15 protein-coding genes and 5 pseudogenes are annotated in these 16887 nt (G+C 59.5%); 9 read left to right on the top strand and 11 right to left on the bottom strand.

Annotation, left to right across the window (positions count from 1 at the left end):
• Window positions 1-65: 65 nt before the first annotated feature.
• Both ACYZTL_RS20295 and ACYZTL_RS20290 read right to left on the bottom strand, forming a co-directional pair.
• Window positions 66-278, bottom strand: a complete 213-nt coding sequence (locus ACYZTL_RS20295; protein ID WP_461953245.1) for a helix-turn-helix domain-containing protein — start codon at window positions 276-278, stop codon at window positions 66-68.
• 7 nt (window positions 279-285) lie between these two features.
• Window positions 286-846, bottom strand: a complete 561-nt coding sequence (locus ACYZTL_RS20290; protein ID WP_461953244.1) for a DUF2975 domain-containing protein — start codon at window positions 844-846, stop codon at window positions 286-288.
• Window positions 847-1012: 166 nt separating this feature from the next.
• On the opposite strand from ACYZTL_RS20290, the pseudogene ACYZTL_RS20285 reads away from it, so the two are divergent.
• Together ACYZTL_RS20285 and ACYZTL_RS20280 are read left to right on the top strand one after the other, a co-directional pair.
• Window positions 1013-1225, top strand: a pseudogene (locus ACYZTL_RS20285) (AraC family ligand binding domain-containing protein); the annotation flags it as partial.
• A pseudogene (locus ACYZTL_RS20280) lies at window positions 1225-1350 on the top strand (cupin domain-containing protein); the annotation flags it as partial. The pseudogenes ACYZTL_RS20285 and ACYZTL_RS20280, both read left to right, overlap by 1 nt.
• Before the next feature lie 4 nt (window positions 1351-1354).
• Here the strand turns inward: ACYZTL_RS20280 and ACYZTL_RS20275 are convergent.
• From ACYZTL_RS20275 to ACYZTL_RS20260, 4 genes and pseudogenes are all read right to left on the bottom strand, one after another.
• Complete coding sequence (locus tag ACYZTL_RS20275; RefSeq protein ID WP_461953243.1) at window positions 1355-1954, bottom strand: flavin reductase family protein; 600 nt, start codon at window positions 1952-1954, stop codon at window positions 1355-1357.
• A 156-nt stretch (window positions 1955-2110) separates the two neighbouring features.
• Window positions 2111-2545, bottom strand: a pseudogene (locus ACYZTL_RS20270) (methyl-accepting chemotaxis protein); the annotation flags it as partial.
• Window positions 2546-2698: 153 nt separating this feature from the next.
• Window positions 2699-3337, bottom strand: a pseudogene (locus ACYZTL_RS20265) (PAS domain-containing protein); the annotation flags it as partial.
• 219 nt (window positions 3338-3556) lie between these two features.
• Window positions 3557-4870, bottom strand: a complete 1314-nt coding sequence (locus ACYZTL_RS20260; protein WP_461953242.1) for an MFS transporter — start codon at window positions 4868-4870, stop codon at window positions 3557-3559.
• A gap of 339 nt (window positions 4871-5209) precedes the next feature.
• On the opposite strand from ACYZTL_RS20260, the pseudogene ACYZTL_RS20255 reads away from it, so the two are divergent.
• Window positions 5210-6627: pseudogene (locus tag ACYZTL_RS20255) on the top strand (short-chain fatty acid transporter).
• 32 nt (window positions 6628-6659) lie between these two features.
• Here the strand turns inward: ACYZTL_RS20255 and ACYZTL_RS20250 are convergent.
• Entirely contained in the window at window positions 6660-7004 is a 345-nt protein-coding gene (locus tag ACYZTL_RS20250; protein ID WP_461953241.1) for a HepT-like ribonuclease domain-containing protein, read from the bottom strand.
• Window positions 7001-7291: a nucleotidyltransferase family protein gene (locus tag ACYZTL_RS20245; protein WP_461953240.1), complete on the bottom strand. Its 291-nt coding sequence runs from the start codon at window positions 7289-7291 to the stop codon at window positions 7001-7003. The genes ACYZTL_RS20250 and ACYZTL_RS20245 overlap by 4 nt, the downstream gene beginning before the upstream one ends.
• Before the next feature lie 143 nt (window positions 7292-7434).
• Here ACYZTL_RS20245 and ACYZTL_RS20240 point away from each other — a divergent pair, with 143 nt between their 5' ends.
• Entirely contained in the window at window positions 7435-8607 is a 1173-nt protein-coding gene (locus ACYZTL_RS20240; protein WP_461953239.1) for a hypothetical protein, read from the top strand.
• A 181-nt stretch (window positions 8608-8788) separates the two neighbouring features.
• Window positions 8789-9310 (top strand): SET domain-containing protein-lysine N-methyltransferase, encoded by a 522-nt coding sequence (locus ACYZTL_RS20235; protein ID WP_461954344.1) that lies wholly within the window; start codon window positions 8789-8791, stop codon window positions 9308-9310.
• A gap of 6 nt (window positions 9311-9316) precedes the next feature.
• Here the strand turns inward: ACYZTL_RS20235 and can are convergent, their stop codons facing one another.
• The gene (gene can / locus ACYZTL_RS20230; protein ID WP_461953238.1) at window positions 9317-9961 is read right to left on the bottom strand and encodes a carbonate dehydratase; all 645 of its coding nucleotides are present in this window, start codon (window positions 9959-9961) and stop codon (window positions 9317-9319) included.
• 168 nt (window positions 9962-10129) lie between these two features.
• On the opposite strand from can, the gene ACYZTL_RS20225 reads away from it, so the two are divergent.
• Window positions 10130-10534 (top strand): serine kinase/phosphatase, encoded by a 405-nt coding sequence (locus ACYZTL_RS20225; protein ID WP_461953237.1) that lies wholly within the window; start codon window positions 10130-10132, stop codon window positions 10532-10534.
• 121 nt (window positions 10535-10655) lie between these two features.
• Here the strand turns inward: ACYZTL_RS20225 and rimI are convergent, their stop codons facing one another.
• Together rimI and ACYZTL_RS20215 are read right to left on the bottom strand one after the other, a co-directional pair.
• Window positions 10656-11108 carry a ribosomal protein S18-alanine N-acetyltransferase gene (gene rimI / locus ACYZTL_RS20220; protein ID WP_461953236.1) on the bottom strand — a complete coding sequence of 151 codons (453 nt, stop codon included), beginning with the start codon at window positions 11106-11108 and terminating at the stop codon, window positions 10656-10658.
• A complete protein-coding gene (locus ACYZTL_RS20215; RefSeq protein ID WP_461954343.1) occupies window positions 11101-11841 on the bottom strand; it encodes an energy transducer TonB in 741 nt (246 codons plus the stop codon). Before ACYZTL_RS20215 ends, rimI begins: the two co-directional genes overlap by 8 nt.
• A 238-nt stretch (window positions 11842-12079) precedes the next feature.
• Here ACYZTL_RS20215 and mksB point away from each other — a divergent pair, with 238 nt between their 5' ends.
• From mksB to mksF, 3 genes are read left to right on the top strand one after another with little or no spacing between them, the layout of a single operon-like run.
• Window positions 12080-13354, top strand: coding sequence for an Mks condensin complex protein MksB (gene mksB / locus ACYZTL_RS20210; RefSeq protein WP_461953235.1), 1275 nt, complete (start codon window positions 12080-12082; stop codon window positions 13352-13354).
• A complete protein-coding gene (gene mksE, locus ACYZTL_RS20205; RefSeq protein ID WP_461953234.1) occupies window positions 13344-14045 on the top strand; it encodes an Mks condensin complex protein MksE in 702 nt (233 codons plus the stop codon). The genes mksB and mksE overlap by 11 nt, the downstream gene beginning before the upstream one ends.
• Window positions 14042-16882: an Mks condensin complex protein MksF gene (gene mksF, locus ACYZTL_RS20200; RefSeq protein WP_461953233.1), complete on the top strand. Its 2841-nt coding sequence runs from the start codon at window positions 14042-14044 to the stop codon at window positions 16880-16882. Before mksE ends, mksF begins: the two co-directional genes overlap by 4 nt.
• Window positions 16883-16887 lie beyond the last annotated feature (5 nt).

Here is a 16887-nt window from a genome sequence, read left to right as displayed (position 1 = left end):
GCACTGAACAACAAGTAGCAAGTGCAGGAAAAACGATCCACCGAGATACTACCGGGCGCTTACTTTTACTCGACGTCAGGCACATGGATCAACAGGTCACCCGGCTGACAATTCAGATGCTTGCAAATCGCGTCCAGCGTTGCCAGTCGCAATCCCTTGACCTTGCCCTGCTTCAACAACGAAAGGTTCGCTTCGGTAATACCGATAGCCGCAGCGAGGTCTTTGGATTTGACTTTACGCATGGCGAGCATCACGTCCAGCTGAATGACAATTGACATAGAAATCTCAAACGAAAGTGCGGTTTTCGGAGTCCACTTCACTGGCTTGCTTGAGAATACGCGCGATGATCGAAATACACGCAGCCAGGAACAACGCGACAAAGGTCGGCGCCGTGACGCTGAGGGTAATCAGCCGTTCACCGGTCGGCAAATTCATCGTCACCCAGACGCTGAGCAATGGCTCGCACAGGAAATCGAGTAACACCCAGAGTGCCACGGCCCTCCCCACCAAACCCAGATGAACAGCTCCCGAACTGGCAAAGTACTCGCCGCGCGAATAGCACTGGAACAGTCGACGCAAGTGCCCCAACCCATAGGCCAGCGCCAGTAACGGGACGCTCGACAACACAATGCCACCCAACACTTGCCACCATGGGAACAACATCGCTTGATCGGTGACATGTGAGAGCTGGCGATCGGTCAGCGCAAAACCGAGCCCCCATCCATCCTTGGCGGCCAGAAAAGGAAAGAGCCAGAGCACACTGTTGATCGCCAGCATTGCGACGATAAGACAAAGAGTCACAGCAGCCATGCGCTGGCTCAATTGAGCGAGACGATTGGAAGTCACGGCACTACCTCACAGGAATGGATGTGGGTACAACCTAAATCACAAATTATCGCAAAACAATAATTAATTACCGTAATACACATATAGAAACCCATCCGCCCGCACACAATCAGCCCTTAGGCTAATGTTCCAACTCCTGACTCAATACACATCGGGCACCATCGCAATGGCTAACAAAATTCTTCACAACGACTGGTTCCACCGCGCGCCCGATGTCGCCGGGCTACAGCGTTTCGAAGCTTTTTTTGCCGGCCATGGCTACGACCTGCACCGCCACGACACCTACGCCATCGGTCATACCCTCGCCGGCGTGCAGAGTTTTCAGTACCGCGGCGGTTGGCGCCACAGCCTGCCCGGCGGGACGATGGTGCTATGTCCAAGGGTTTCGAGCACAAACCGTTCGCCGAGCAGGAGGTCAAGCTCCTGCTGATCGATCCCAGAGGCGTGCTGAACACCGGCAACAAAGGGGGTGAGCGCACCGCTGAAAATGATCTCTGGGTGTGAACGTTTACGGCTGCAAGACTTGACCAGCCACCGGATCACCGATTTTCAGGAAATGCCCGCCCGCCACATGGTGCAAGGTGCGCAATGCATCGTGTCCCTCGAAGTGCCAGCGACCGTCGCTGAATACGCGCTCGTCCGCCTGGGCGGCGATCACTTCGGCCAGAAACAGATCGTACTGTTGGTGGTTGTTGGGTTCCGGCAACAATCGGCATTCCAGCCAGGCCACGCAGCCTTCGAGCATCGGCGCGTCGATCAACTCGCCGTTGAAGGTCTGCAAGTCATAGGTCTGGAATTTGTCCCGGCCCTGGTCCTGAGCCAGTTCCAGGCCCGACGTCGATCCAACGGTCTGCACGATATCGGCCTGGGCGGCGCAGGGCACGTTCAGGACGAATGTGCCCGACGCTTCCAGCAGTTGCCGGGTCCAGGTGGACTTGTCCAGCACCACGGCAATTTTAGGCGGTTCGAAATCCAGCGGCATGGCCCAGGCCGCTGCCATGATGTTGCGCTGCCCGTCATGGGCCGCGCTGACCAGCACGGTCGGCCCATGATTGAGCAGACGATAAGCCTTGGACAAGGGAACCGGGCAGCGGTGGGAAGCGCTCATGGGCATCTGCTCCTGGGAAAAGAGCCGATTGTAGCGATATCCCGCGACAGGGAGTTCGAACAGACGAAAAGATCGCAGCCTGCGGCAGTTCCTACATTGGAATGGCGTACACCCTGTAGGAGCTGCCGCAGGCTGCGATCTTTTAAAGGCTAGCCATCAACTCGATAGCTGATTGGCAAACTGCCCCACCGCATTCACCACTTTCTGCGCGCCGTCCTGAATCTCGACGATCACCGTGCCCGCCTCCGCCGCCAGCGCCAGCCCCTGTTCGGCCTGGAGCTTGCCGTCAGTCATCAGGGACACCGCGTTACGCGCCATCTCCTGGTTCTTGCGCACCACCAGGACAATTTCATCGGTGGCCTGACTGGTGCGCGAAGCCAGTTGCCGCACCTCGTCCGCTACCACGGCAAAACCGCGTCCCTGTTCACCGGCCCGGGCCGCTTCGATGGCCGCGTTGAGCGCCAGCAGGTTGGTCTGTTCGGCAATGCCACTGATGGTTTTGACGATGGTGCCGATCACCAGCGATTGCTCGTTCAGCGCTTCGATGCCGTCGCCGGCGGTTTGCATGTGTTTGGCCAGATCGCGCATTACGTTCACCGCCTGAGTCACCACGGCCGTGCCGCGCTGGGCGCTTTGATCGGTTTGCTGCGAGGTGCCGTAGGCAATGTTGGCCGCTTCGGAGGCAGCTTGTTCCTGGTTGACCTGATCGGTGATCACCGTGGCGAATTTCACCACTTTGTAGAGCCTGTTGTTGGCGTCGATCACCGGATTGTAGGACGCCTCCAGCCAGACTGTACGCCCGTGGCTGTCGACACGCTTGAAGCGGCCGGCCACGAACTCACCGGCATTCAGGCGACGCCAGAAGTCTTGATACTCGGGGCTGTTGTACTCCTGCGCTTCGCAGAAGGTGCGGTGATGTTTGCCCTTGATCTGCGCCATGCTGTAACCCATGCCATTGAGGAATCGGTCATTGGCTGTGAGCACGTTGCCATTGAGCTCGAACTCGATCACCGCCGTCGAGCGCACCAATGCACCGATCAGGTTCTCGTGCTCACGGGAGGCCTTGATGGTGCGGGTCAGGTCGCTGGAACAAATCGAAAAATGCTTGATCCGCCCGTCCGCGGAACGCACTGGCTGCACGATCGAGCGCAACCAGGCTTCCTGGCCATCGCCACGCAACAGGCGCACTGCACCGGCGAAGTGCTCGCCACGGGTCAGCGCAGCCTTGAAACGGTGGTGGAATTCATCGGACTTTACGTGGGGCGGCACGATGTCTTCGATCGGGCGATCGATCAGGTCGTGGCCCTTGTAGAGCATCTCGCTGATGAAATTCTGGTTGGCCGACTGAATCCGCCCATCAGGATCAACGGTCAGGACCAGCATCTCGCTTTCCAGACTTTCTTTCACTTGCTGAAGGCTGGAGAGTTCTTCGCGAAGAGCCGACAACTCTTGCTTCAAGCGTTTGTTGAACATGGGAAAGCACCGATGGGCAGGGATAGAAAGCGGCATACAGCCTAGCCATCGGCCTTGGGAATATTTTCTGAAGAGTGATTCAGGGTTGCCCTGCAAAAATAGTTGTCATGTGCGCCGCGCCACCTTCAATCAGATGGCGCCAGCGGCCGGACAAGTGCCTGTTCTCGGCATGCGCGCGCCGAAATACAGTGCGCTGCTCACACCCACCGCCCCCATCACGGTGCAGAAGATCACGCAGATCCACGGACTCCACGGCATCAGACCGATCAGCAACAGCGGTGTGGTACTCGCCCACGCGGCGTAGGCAATGTTGTACGTGAAGGAAATCCCCGAAACGCGAATCCGCGCCGGGAACAGGCTGACCATGACCGAAGGCACCGCGCCGACCACGCCGCAACCGAGGCCCGCAATCGCGTACGCCAGACCGATCCAACTGCCGCCGATAATCAGACTGGTGTATAGCACGCCGATGCCCAGCGGCAGCAGCAGGCTATACAGCATCACCGTGCGCCAGGCGCCGATGCGGTCGACCAGCAACCCGGCGAGCACGCAGCCGATGTTCAGGAACACGATGCCCAACGCACTCAGGGCGAAGGTGTGGCTGGCGGTCATGCCGAAGGTTTTCTGCATCATGGTCGGGGTGATGACCACAAACACCACCACCGCCGATGTCAGCACGCAGGTGAGAATCATCGCAGGCAAAATTGCCAGGCGATGTTCACGCAAGACCGTGCGCAATGGCAGTTCGACTGCGGCATCACGCTTGGCCTGCATCGCCATGAACACCGGGGTTTCGCTCAGCCAGCGGCGTAGCCAGACACCTATCACGCCAAATACGCCCCCCAGCAGGAACGGGTAACGCCACGCGTAATCGAGGATTTCCGCCGGTGTGAATGCCTGCGCCAGAAAGGTCGCCGTCAGAGCCCCGATCAAGTAACCAAAGGTCAGTCCCGCTTGCAGGAAACCGAGCGCGTAACCACGGTGCGCGACCGGTGCGTGCTCAGCGACGAAGACCCAGGCGCTCGGCACTTCGCCGCCCACGGCCGCGCCTTGCAAAACCCTCAGGGCCAACAGCAGCAGCGGCGCGAAATAGCCGATCTGGGCATAGGTCGGCATGATGCCGATCAGCAGGCACGGCAGCGCCATCATCAGAATGCTCAGGCTGAAGACTTTCTTGCGCCCCAACCGGTCGGCGAAATGCGCCATCAAGATCCCGCCCAACGGCCTCGCCAGATAACCGGTGACAAAAATCCCGAAGCTTTGCAGCAGGCGCAGCCATTCGGGCATTTCCGGCGGAAAGAACAGCTGGCTGAGGGTCAGGGCGAAAAACACGAAAATGATAAAATCGTAGATTTCCAGCGCACCGCCGAGGGCCGCGAGGCCGAGGGTCTTGTAGTCCGAGCGGCTGAACGGTGCCGGGCGCGAATCGTTATGGGCAGTCATCAAAAGAACTCTGGCGTAGGCAAAAAACCAAGGCGCCCATGGTCTACGCAAACGCGCCAGCGGACAACCCGTTAGACCATCGTCTCGGCCTGGCGAAACTTCGTCACAAAACTTGACCGATTGATTTACTGTTGGCACCTGTCCAGACGGGCCTTTGGAGCCAATGCCGATCAAAAACTGTAGGAGCGAGCTTGCTCGCGATGGTCGATAACAATAACGCAGTGTTTACAGGCAAAACGCGGCGCTCTTGAGTCCATCGCGAGCAAGCTCGCTCCTACAACGGCATTAGGCCTCTGCGGCCTTGAAGACCATAACAAACATAAAAATCGAGGTACTCCCGTGGCTGCTGATATCGAAGATACCCGCTCTGCCCGCTTTGCCCTGCGCTGTTCGAGTTTTGCCGAACGCTGGTTTCCCGATTCCTGGGTGTTCGCGGCACTGGCGGTGATTATCGTCGCCGTGGCCACCCTGTTCATGGGCGCCAAACCCACCGACGCGGCCATGGCGTTCGGTGACGGATTCTGGAGCCTGATCCCGTTCACCATGCAGATGGCGTTCGTGGTGATCGGCGGTTATGTGGTCGCCAGTTCGCCCCCCGCCGTGAAGCTGATCGACCGCCTGGTGCGAATCCCGAAGAACGGTCGTTCCGCCGTGGCGTGGGTGGCGCTGATTTCCATGGTCGCGTCGCTGTTGAACTGGGGCCTGTCGCTGGTGTTCGGCGGCTTGCTGGTGCGCGCCCTCGCCCGCCGCACCGATCTGAAAATGGATTACCGCGCGGCCGGCGCCGCTGCGTACCTGGGTCTTGGCGCCGTGTGGGCCTTGGGCCTATCGTCGTCCGCCGCGCAACTGCAGGCCAACCCGGCCAGCCTGCCACCGTCGATTCTGTCGATCACCGGGGTGATTCCTTTCACACAAACGATTTTCTCTGGCAGTCCGGGGTGATGTTGCTGGCGCTGATCGTGATCTCACTGATCATTGCCTACGCCACCGCACCCGGCCCGAACTCGGCCCGCGATGCCAAAGCCTGCGGCATCGATCCGAGTTTCAATCTGCCACCGCTGCAACCGCGCACTCGTCCCGGCGAATGGCTGGAACATAGCCCGCTGTTGACGATTTTGCTGGTGCTGCTGGCGGCCGGATGGCTGTTCCACGAATTCTCGACCAAACCGGTGATCAGTGCGATTTCAGGGCTGAACACCTACAACTTCCTGTTCATCATGCTCGGCGCCCTGCTGCACTGGCGCCCCCGCAGTTTCCTTGATGCCGTATCCCGCGCGGTGCCGACCACCACCGGCGTACTGATCCAGTTTCCGTTGTACGGCTCGATCGCCGCGCTGATGACCACGGTCAAAGGCACTGACGCGCAGACTCTGGCTCACCACATCTCGACCTTTTTCGTACAAATCGCGTCCCACGACACCTACGCGCTGCTGATGGGCGTGTACTCGGCGATCCTTGGGTTCTTCATTCCGTCGGGCGGCGGCAAGTGGATCATCGAAGCGCCGTACGTGATGCAAGTGGCCACCGACCTGAACTACCACCTGGGCTGGGCCGTGCAGATCTACAACGCCGCCGAAGCCTTGCCGAACCTGATCAACCCGTTCTACATGCTGCCATTGCTGGGCGTGCTGGGGTTGAAGGCTCGGGACTTGATCGGGTTTTCGTTCGTGCAACTGCTGGTGCACACGCCGCTGGTGCTGTTTCTGCTGTGGGCGTTGGGGACGACGCTGACGTATACGGCGCCGGTGATGCCGTAACACACGTGATTGCACCTGCTGCGCAGGTGCAATCACGCTTGATCGGTGGGTAACACCTTCAGAAGTTCAGGCAAAGCGGCTTGGACCGTATCCCACACCACTTCAAGATTGATATCGAAGTAGCCATGAGCAATGCGATTGCGCATACCGCGCATGCTGCGCCAAGGCACTTGAGGGTTCTGCGTGGCGTACTCGGCGTAGCGATCCATGATTTTGGTCGCGGCCTCTCCAATAATGATGAGGCTCATGATGACCGCTTGTTGGGTTCGTTTGTCGTCGAAGAACTCTTCTTTACTCAAACCATCGACAAAGATCAGCGCATCCCCCGCGGCCTGACGCATATGGTCTAGGTAGTCGTCGAGACGGTTATCGGTCATACGGGACGAGCCTGCTCAAGCACCTGCTGGCGAAACTTCACTGGAAGATCGCCGGGCGTCAGCAGATCTACACTTACTCCCAACAAATCCTCAAGTTCGACCTGAAGGCCGCCAAGATCAAAAAGCGTGGCACCTGGCAGCGCATCCACCAGCAAATCAAGGTCACTGCCCTCTTTATCCGTCCCGAGCAGTGCCGAACCGAACACACGGGGATTTGCTGTACGAAAACGGCCGACAACCTCACGAACGGCAATTCGTTGTAGGTCAAGCGCAATCGAGGGCTTCATAATTCACCTTTATTCAGTGCAGTATTGCGCCAGTCTAGCAGTGCTTGAGTGAGGGAAGCACTGCGCCACTTGTATCCCGACCTGTCACATCCCACTGTATCCGCCTCCGCTTCGGGGGCCCACACGCTGAAAAGGATCTGAGCATGTTCAAACTCGCAGGACTCACCCTCGCTGCCCTCACCCTGAGCGCCGTCGCCCACGCCGATGCCGATCTGAAGCTGGGCAGCACCGAGCGCGTTACCCGGCTGTTCGCCTACCCCAACAACTGCAACGTGATCTGCTTTCGCAACTGGACGCTGGAGCAAACCGTCGAGCATTACCTGACACAGAGCGTGCAACGCGATGGCTACAGCGACGCGAAGGTGCAGGTCAAAACCGATAACGATCAGCTCTATGCCGCCATCACCGGGGTGCCCAAAGGCTATGAAAAGCCGTTGGCGGCGCTGCTCGATGCCGGCGATCTGGCCTACACCGGCGCCAGCAAGCTGAATGCCGACGGCAAGTGGGCTTATAGCTGGTATCTGTTCCTGCCGCTGGGCATGGCCCTGGAGAACCGTAAAAGCGTCGAGTTGCTGCACTTTCCTCCGGATTACTCCCTGACTCAAGCCCAGGACTACCTGGAGTCCAAGACCACCGATCGTTGGGCCACGCTGCTGACTGTCAACGGCATCCCTGCCGATCAGACGCCGGGGTATCAGACCATCATCGACATCGCGCCGATTGCCGCGCCATCCAACGCCGGCAAGGATCTGGAAGGGGTTTACGACTACTTCAAGGACTACCAGACCACCATGGTCAAGGAAGTCAGCCAGAACGCCAGTGGTGTCGCGCTGCCGATGGTCGCTTTCGGCGCGCCGGTGCGTAACTGGATCAAGCAGCAATACGGGCCGACCGTCAACGTGCTGGGCCTGGCAACCATCAGTCCGAAGGACGGGGTGAAAGTGCCGGTGTTGGGTTCCAACCACCCGAGCTACATCTGGTACGCCGCCGACCCGGCCAGCTACACCGGTAAAGATCCCCAGGCCCAGGCCGATGCGGCGGGCCTGAAAGTCATGGGCCAGGACTTGAGTGCCGCGTGCTGGCAGGCCGCCATGGGCCGCGACCCGGAAAGCAATCCAGACGTTGAACTGAAAAGTTGCACCCAAACCTGGCAGGTGGCCCAGGCAGAAAAAACCTGCGAGCTGTTCTACACCTCGATCCGCAACCTGACGCCCGGGCAAGCCACGGCCAAGTGCGCGACGACACCGATCAAGTCTCAACTCAAACAGCTTAAAGTCCCGGCGCCTGTGACCGCGACGCCAGCTCCACATTTGTAAGAGGCTGAACAGTGTTCCTGCGTTAGCCTTGGCTGACGTGGGAACGCGCGGTTTTCCTCTGTCAGTTATGACAGTAGACCAGTTGTTTTTTTTGCGAGAGTCTTGAGGCGTACCCATGTGCTGCAGGGCTGACAGGATGTCAGCTGACGGAGGTCGCAGCACCCTGCCGACAAGGATTGTTATGAGAGCCCACGCCGATCAAGGAATCTCCCCGCCATCCAATGGCATCTATCCCTTTGCAGAATTGCCCCTTCGTCTTGGATTCCCGTCCACGGACAACTTTCAAACCCTCTACAACGCTCAAGGGGAGGCAACAGCTGTCGCAGCCCTGCGCGAATTCCCTCGCCTCAGCCGGATGTGCCGGTTTTCCGGGCATCTGCTGCCTTATCGCTGCCGACATACCCGACAACTGGCGCCGGGCATCCATGTCTACGATCCGCGCTTCTGCAGCCTGCTCAACCATGCCTGCGACCCCAATACCTTTCTCGACATGAAAGATCTGTGGGTATGGGCACTGAAAGACATCAAAAAAGGCGATCGACTGACGATGGATTTCGCCGCGACGGAGGATAAGTTACAGCGGCAGTTTGCCTGCCGCTGTGGTTGTCCCTGCTGCCGTGGCTGGATCTACGGCTACGACGAACCGCCCAATGCCAAAGGCCAGCTGTTTTTTCAACACTGGCGTCGACGAAGCCTGAGCTGAAAGCTTTTACAACGTCTCGACCGGACGCAAACGGTACTGCGCCGGCAACTGCTCGAAACCACTGATGGTGGCGTTCAGGCTTTTCCAGCGACCGTCCTTGATGCCGTATATGCAGCCGTGAATCGACAGTTTCTGTCCGCGGTGCCAGGCATTTTGCACAATGCTGGTGTGCCCGACGTTGGCCACTTGCTGGATCACGTTGAGCTCGCAGAGACGGTCGACCCGCTCTTCTTCGGTCGGCAACTTGGCGAGTTCTTCGCGCTTTTCATAATAAAGATCGCGAATCGAGCGCAACCAGCCGTCGATCAGGCCCAACTGGCGATCCTGCATCGACGCACGCACGCCGCCGCAGCCATAGTGGCCGGTGACGAGGATGTGTTTGACCTTGAGCACGTCAACCGCGTACTGAATCACCGACAGGCAGTTGAGGTCGGTGTGCAGCACCACGTTGGCCACGTTGCGGTGGACGAACAGGTCACCGGGCAGCATGCCAACAATCTCGTTCGCCGGTACACGGGCGTCGGAGCAGCCGATCCACAGGAATTCCGGCGTTTGCTGACGGGCCAGTTTGGCGAAGAAATCAGGATCTTCTTTGGTGATCGCGTCAGCCCAGCGCTCGTTGTTATCAATCAGATCTTGTAAGTCGTTCATGCAATGAAGCCTCGAGAATGATGCGCTGCTTTGACAGACAACCGTCCGCCGGGGTCACGCGCGAGATGCAGATTGCCGCTGATGCATACTACCTGCACTCCATGCCGGTGGAATTCCGAGGAGCCCAGTGGGTCCATATTAGTAAGGCCTACAGTATGAGGAATTGCCATGACTGATTCACGACGTCCGTACGATGCGGTGCAACCCGAGCCCATCGACGACAACGAAGACCGCATGGGTTCGGTGAATGAGCTGGATTTCGACGAGGAAGAACCCAGCGCCAAAATAGGCGATGAATTGACGGAAAACGAGCGCGAGCGACTAATGCCGCGGGGGCGCGTGCGTGAAGCCGGCATGACCGGCGCCTCGACCGCTGACCATGAATCCACCGACGACGACATGAGCCCGGAAACATTGATCCGTGAAGACGGTGCGCGGGACGCCCATGAGGCGGGTGAAGGTGGCCAGGCCGATTGGGTTTTGAGCATTGTCGATGAAGATGACATCGGGGGGGGTAATGGCCTGGATGAAGAGGAATTGGCGCGGCGGGATCCGATGGATGGGAATCGGTGATCTATCTGACTGACCGGATTTTTCCGTGTAGGAGCTGCCGAAGGCTGCGATCTTTTGATCTTTTATAGTCGCAGCACATAAAGATCAAAAGATCGCAGCCTTCGGCAGCTCCTACAGGGGCTTAGTCGACCAAGGTGCAGGCCATGACCACGGCATCTTCGCGCCCACCCACCGCCGGATAATAATCCCGACGCCGTCCAATCTCGTTAAACCCATACCGCTCATACAACCGAAACGCCGAGCGATTGCTGTCGCGCACTTCCAGAAAACATTCCCGCGCCTCAGCCTTGTAGGCAATCGCCATCAGGTGTTCCAGTAGCGTCAACCCAAGTCCACGCCCCTGATTTTCCGGTTTGACGGTGATGTTCAGCAGGTGCGCTTCATCAAGAATGATCTGCACCACGCCGTGCCCGACCTGCTGCTGCCCTTCAAACATCAGCCAAATCTGGTACTTGCCCAGCCCATCGATAAATATGCCGCGGGTCCAGGGATGGCTGTACGCCGCGAATTCAATTTTCAGTACAGCGTCCAGGTCCGCCTCGGTCATCGGGCGAAACGATACAGCGTCACTCATTCGATTCTTTCCAGCGCGCCATCAGCCGACGCATGGCTTGCCAGACATCAGCCTTACGCTGTGGCTCTTCCATTAATAATTCCAGACCCGGCAGGGCCCAGACCGAGCCCAGGCCTTCGACCTGGAGTTCACGGTTGAAGGATTCAGCATTCGCCTCGCCGGCGAAACGCACCGCCGGCAGGCCGATCAGCCACACGCAGACGCACGGTGCGTCTTCGAGTCGGGCCGAGAGAAAGCCTTGCACGAAGTCGCGCGCCGCTTCCGGGCCTTGATCCATCGTGCCCCGGGTCAACAGCGGCCAGCGCACCGGTTCGCCGATAATCTGCGGGCTGTCCGGCAGACCGGCGGCGCGCAGCATGTCCTTCAGCAGCAGATACGCGGGATCGCGAGTCTGGAAGGTTTCGCCTGTGGGTAACTCCACCAGCAGCAGGCAGCGACCGGCGCGCAGCAATTGCAGGGCGAAACGCGGTGGCGGCACGATCGGCGCCTTGACCGCGACCGGCGCGACCTCTTCTTCAACCTTGGCGTTTGTGCGCGTACTGGCCAACGATGGCCGTGGCACCTCGATCTTCACCCGTTCGGCGGGTTTGACCACAGGTTCTACGGGCATCTCAGCCACAGGCGACCGCGCGATTGGAGCGACGACCAAAGGCTCGGGCATCTCCAGCAGCTCGGGCCGCGAAGGCGCGGCAAAGGGCAACTCGGTGCGCGGCAGCCAGTTGACCACCTGCATGGCGGTCAAATAGGCGCGACGACGGGACTCGATTAGCAAAGGTCGGCCACTTGTGGATAACTAAAGTGCGTTGATTCTACCGCCCTTCGCCGAAGATCGCCCGCGCTGTTGATCGATAGACTTCACCGATAGTCTTTCCACCTATGAAAAATGGCGACAGCCCGTCCCGAGAGTGAATCGCATCGGTCCCGATGCAGTACAATCGCGGCTTTTAATCGCCAACCAGCCGGCCATTCCGATGATCGAACCCAAGCGCGTCTTGCGCGCCCTCGCTGAACACTGGGCACTTCTGGAGCCACTGTGCGAGCACTTCGACCAAGGCACACTGAGCCTCAACGAACTGCGCACGCAACTGGCCGCCCAGCAACTCGACAGTACGCCGCAGGACATCACCAGCCTGCTGGACGTGTGGATTCGCCTCGACATTCTGGTTCCCGTGGCGAAAAGCCCGAACCGTTTCGAGCTCAACGCACAGATCCACGACTTTCTCGCATACCTGCGCCGTGAGCACCGTCTGGGCCTGTGCCTGGAAATCGAAGCCTATCTGCGCCACCTCGAACGCCTGGCCGGTTACATCCAGGACGCCTTCGACATTCGCGATGGCAACGACCTGGCGCGTCAGTTGCGTCTGCTCGACATGCGCGTGCGCGATGTGCTGAAGAAGCTCGCCAACGACGAACAGGCCCTGGTGGCCGTCGCCGAACGCGCCAAGACCAGCGACCGGCAGATTCCGTTGCGTCAGCGTTACGCCGAAGTGCTGGCGACCTGGGACGAATACGTCGAGCCGATGATTCAGTTGGTAAATGCCGACGGCGCCTTCGAACAAGGCGTGCGCAAGGTCGAGAATGTACTGCTGAAGATGCTCACCGAGCAGCAACGCCTCGGCCACCTGGTCGATGACGACATGCTGCTGCGCACCCACGCGCGCATCCTCGAAATGCAGACCAGCGCCCAGCTAACCCTGCGTCATGCCCGCGAATTACTGCTGCCACTGCGTGAAGAAGCTCGCCGTCACAACGCCGTGACCCGTGGCGCTGCGCTGGCCCTCGCGGCCATCCGTCGCAAAGGCATCGATGCGGTGCCGCAAGCGGCAATGCCGATGTTCACCCGGCCGCAAAGCACCTTCCTCGGCAGCGCCAGTCAGGTCGAAGCCTATGTGTACGCACTGGCCCGATTCGAGCCGAAACCGGCGCGTTTCCCCAAGGCGCACAAGGCCCAGAAAGGCGAAGCACCGCGCGCGCCACGCACCGTTCGCGAAATGCTTGAACGCTGCGAAGACGCCCTGCCGATGCCGGACCTGATGACCTGGTTGCTGGAGCAGGAACCGGACGGCGCCACCGACGAATTGCTCTACTGGTTCTCGCGCCTGTCGCGTGAGAAACGCTTCAAACGCGAGCGTCTGGAACGCCGCGATTACCACACTCATGAGCATCAGGTCAGCCTGCGCTCCTTCGCCCTGCTCTCGGCCCACGACACCGCCGAGGATTCTGCGAGCACTCCATATGCATCTTGATCTATCCGAACTGTCCCAATTGGCGCCGATCTTTCGCGAGCTGTTCAAGGGCTATCACGTCAGCCGCCGCGATCCGGAGCTGTACGCGCAACTGTCGAACTTCCAGGACCAATACCGCACGCTGTTCAAGGCGCTGGGCTTTGAACTGGTCTGCGACACCCGGGGCTTTTACTACTTCGTACCGGACCTCGCTGCGGCGGCGGTGAACAAGACCGCGCAGCGTCTGGCGCTGTTCACCTTCATCCTCGTCGAGCATCTGGCGGATCAGGGCCGTGACCCGATCGCCGTGCTCGATGGCGGCAGCCTTGGTCGCGACGAATTGCCGTCGTTGCTGGAAAAGTACCGCGACCTGTTCATCCAGGCGGAAGTGCAGACAGTCGAAGAACTCGAAGAAAAAATCATGCGACGCATGACTCAGCTCGGTTTTGCGGGTGAAGAAAACGGCATCTATCGTTTCCTGCCGCCGATGCACCGCTTCCTCGATGTTTGCCTGTCGGTTCAGCAGGACCGTGATCTGGCCGCCAGCCTGCACAGCGTGCTGCCGCTGCCAGCTCCGGTGCTGATCGACGACGACAGCGACGAAAATCTGCTGCAAACCGATGACCCGCTAGACCTCAGTGACTTCGCAGAAGAAAGCGAAGAAGACGCCCTGGCCCGCGCCATTGCCGAAGAACAGGAGACCGACGCATGAGCAAGGAACGCTACGGCATTCGCCGCTTTGCCCTTTTGAACACTGCCGGATACAGCCTTGGCCTGTTCCCGTTGGAAGAGCCGCTGTCGGTCTACGGCGCGAACAACCTCGGTAAATCCGCGTCGATCAACGCGCTGCAATTCCCGATTCTGGCGCGCATGTCGGACATGAGTTTCGGCAAGTACAGCCTGGAACAATCCCGTCGCTTCTACTTCGCCTCGGACACCAGTTACATTCTGGTGGAAGTCTCGCTGCCCCATGGTCCGCATGTGATCGGCGTGGTCGGGCGCGGCCCGGGCGGTGGGTTCGGTCACCAGTTCTTTGCCTACGCTGGCAAACTGGATCTGGCTCATTACCAGAAAAACGATACCTGCCTGCGCCAGAAAGAGCTGTTCACCAACCTTGAGCGCGAAGGCCTGAAAGCCTACGAACTCAAGCCGGATGAACTGCGTCGTTTGCTGGTCGGCGGCCACACTTCGATCCCGCTGGACCTGACCCTGATTCCGCTGCGTTCTACCAGCGAGCAGAGCCTGAAGACCTTCCGCGCGCTATTCATCAACCTGCTGCACATGCGCGAAATCACCGCGGCCAAGCTCAAGCAGCTATTCCTCGATGCGTTCGAACACAGCCTGCGTTCCGGCAGCGTCGATTACATCGCCGCGTGCGAAGAAGCGTTCCGCGATGTACGACGCATGGAGCAGGACTACAACTCGCTGGTCACCGCCGGCCCGTTGGTTGAAGCGCTCGCAGCAGGTGTTACCCAGCGCAATATTCTGCGCGGCAAACTGCACCGCATCTCGCCGCTGCTCGACTCACTGCTCGGCACCTGGTCGGACTACGCCAGTGCGCGCAAGGAAGAGCTGACGATTCAGGCCGAGCACTACCGCAACGAACAGGACGCGCTGCAAAACGATCAGCGCGGAGGTACTCAGGAACTGATGCGCCTGGAGCGGGAAATCACCGGCATCCAGCGCTGGCTCGGCGAACTGTCTGCGCTGAAGAATCGCTTCGCGCTGGTCGATGACGTCAAGGTGCTCGAGCAGCAACTGCTCGCGTCCAAGGACGCTCACGATGAACTGGCGGGTGCGTTGGCGCAGTCGCGGCAGTTCTCTGCCGAAGACCTGGAAGAACGTCTGCGGGATCTGGAAAAACGCCTGAAGTCGGTGAAGCAGCAACTCGATCATGCCGACAACAACAGCTACGCGCGCTTGCGTGAAGAGTTCTCGCAACAGGATGTCGAGCGCCTGATGCGCCTGTTCAACAGCGCGCTGTTCAGCCTGCCGCTGGGTGAACACGGGATTACGCTGGACGAGGACGGTCAGTGGGTTAAATCCATGGAGCTGATCCTCGATGGCTTCAAAGGCGAGCGCTTTGAAGTGCCGGGCCTGTCCATCGACCTCTCGCACATCGAGCCTCCAGCGTTGCAGGCTCTGGCCGACCGCGCGGCATTGCGCGACCAGAAAGAGCGGCTGGAAAAAGAACTCAAGCAACTGAAAACCCAGCAAGCCGTGGCAGCCGACCGCGCCGCGAGCAAAACCCAGACCGAAGCGCTGTACCAGCAAGTGCTGGATGCGCAGAAAGCACTGGAAGATTTCCGTCGCTCGCAAACCCTGAGCGCCGAGGAAGGCGACAAGCTTGAGCAACTGGCGCAGATGGAAGCGGCGCAGGACGAATTGAAGCGCTCCAGTGACGCCTTCACCGAACGCGTCCAGCAACTGTCGGCCAAACTGCAACTCGTCGGCCGGCAGATCGGCGACATGGAAGCCAAGCAACGCACCCTCGACGACGCCCTGCGCCGCCGCCAGCTGCTGCCGGCAGACCTGCCGTTCGGCACGCCGTTCATGGACCCGATCGACGATTCCATGGACAACTTGCTGCCGCTGCTCAACGACTATCAGGACAGCTGGCAGGGCTTGTTGCGCAGCGACGGTCAGATCGACGCGCTGTACGCTCAGGTGCGCCTCAAAGGCGTGGCCAAGTTCGACAGCGAAGACGATATGGAGCGCCGTCTGCAACTGCTGATCAACGCGTATGCGCACCGCACCGACGAAGCGCTGACCCTCGGCAAGGCGCGCCGTGCGGCAGTCACCGACATCGCCCGGACCCTGCGCAACATCCGTAGCGACTACGACAGCCTCGAACACCAATTGGCGCTGTTCAACCGCGAGATCAACAAGCGCCAGGTCTCCAACCTGCAGAGCTTCCGTATCGTCCTCGCGCCGAACAAGGAAGCGTTGAAACACATCGACCAGATCATCCACAGCGCCGGTCAGTACGAAGAAGGCGAAACCCTCTCCGTGTTCGACCTGAGCCAAAGCGCCGATCAGGACAACAAGAACGAGGAGGCCAAGGAATACCTGGCACGGCTGGTGGCGGCGAACCACAACCAGCTTGGTCTCAAGGACTTGTTCGAACTGGCGTTCGAGATCACCAAGGTCAACGGCCAGCCGGTTATCCACACCGACATCGACGGCGCCGCGTCCAACGGCACGACGATGACCATCAAGGCGCTGACCAACATGTACTTGTTGCTGCACTTGATGGACCGCGACCAGGCCGGACGCGTGCGCCTGCCGTACTACCTCGACGAGGCCGCGGACATTGACGAGAAGAACCAGGCAGCACTGCTGGAAACCAGTCTGCAACTGGGCTTCGTGCCAATTCTGGCCAGTGTGAAGCCGCAGGTTTGCGCCAGTGTTGCGATTGACCTGGAAGGTGGTAGCGGGCCGAACGGGATCTACATTGATGAAGCGGACTGGAAGTACATCCGTCGTCATGATGAGGTGAAGGCTGTGGTTAATGTTGAAGCGGATGAGCCGGAGTTGGATGCGGTCTGATTTGC

The sequence above is a fragment of the Pseudomonas sp. LB3P81 genome, assembly GCF_054897965.1.
Note: the sequence above shows the minus strand (reverse complement) of the source record. Positions and strands in the feature narration are given on the sequence as shown.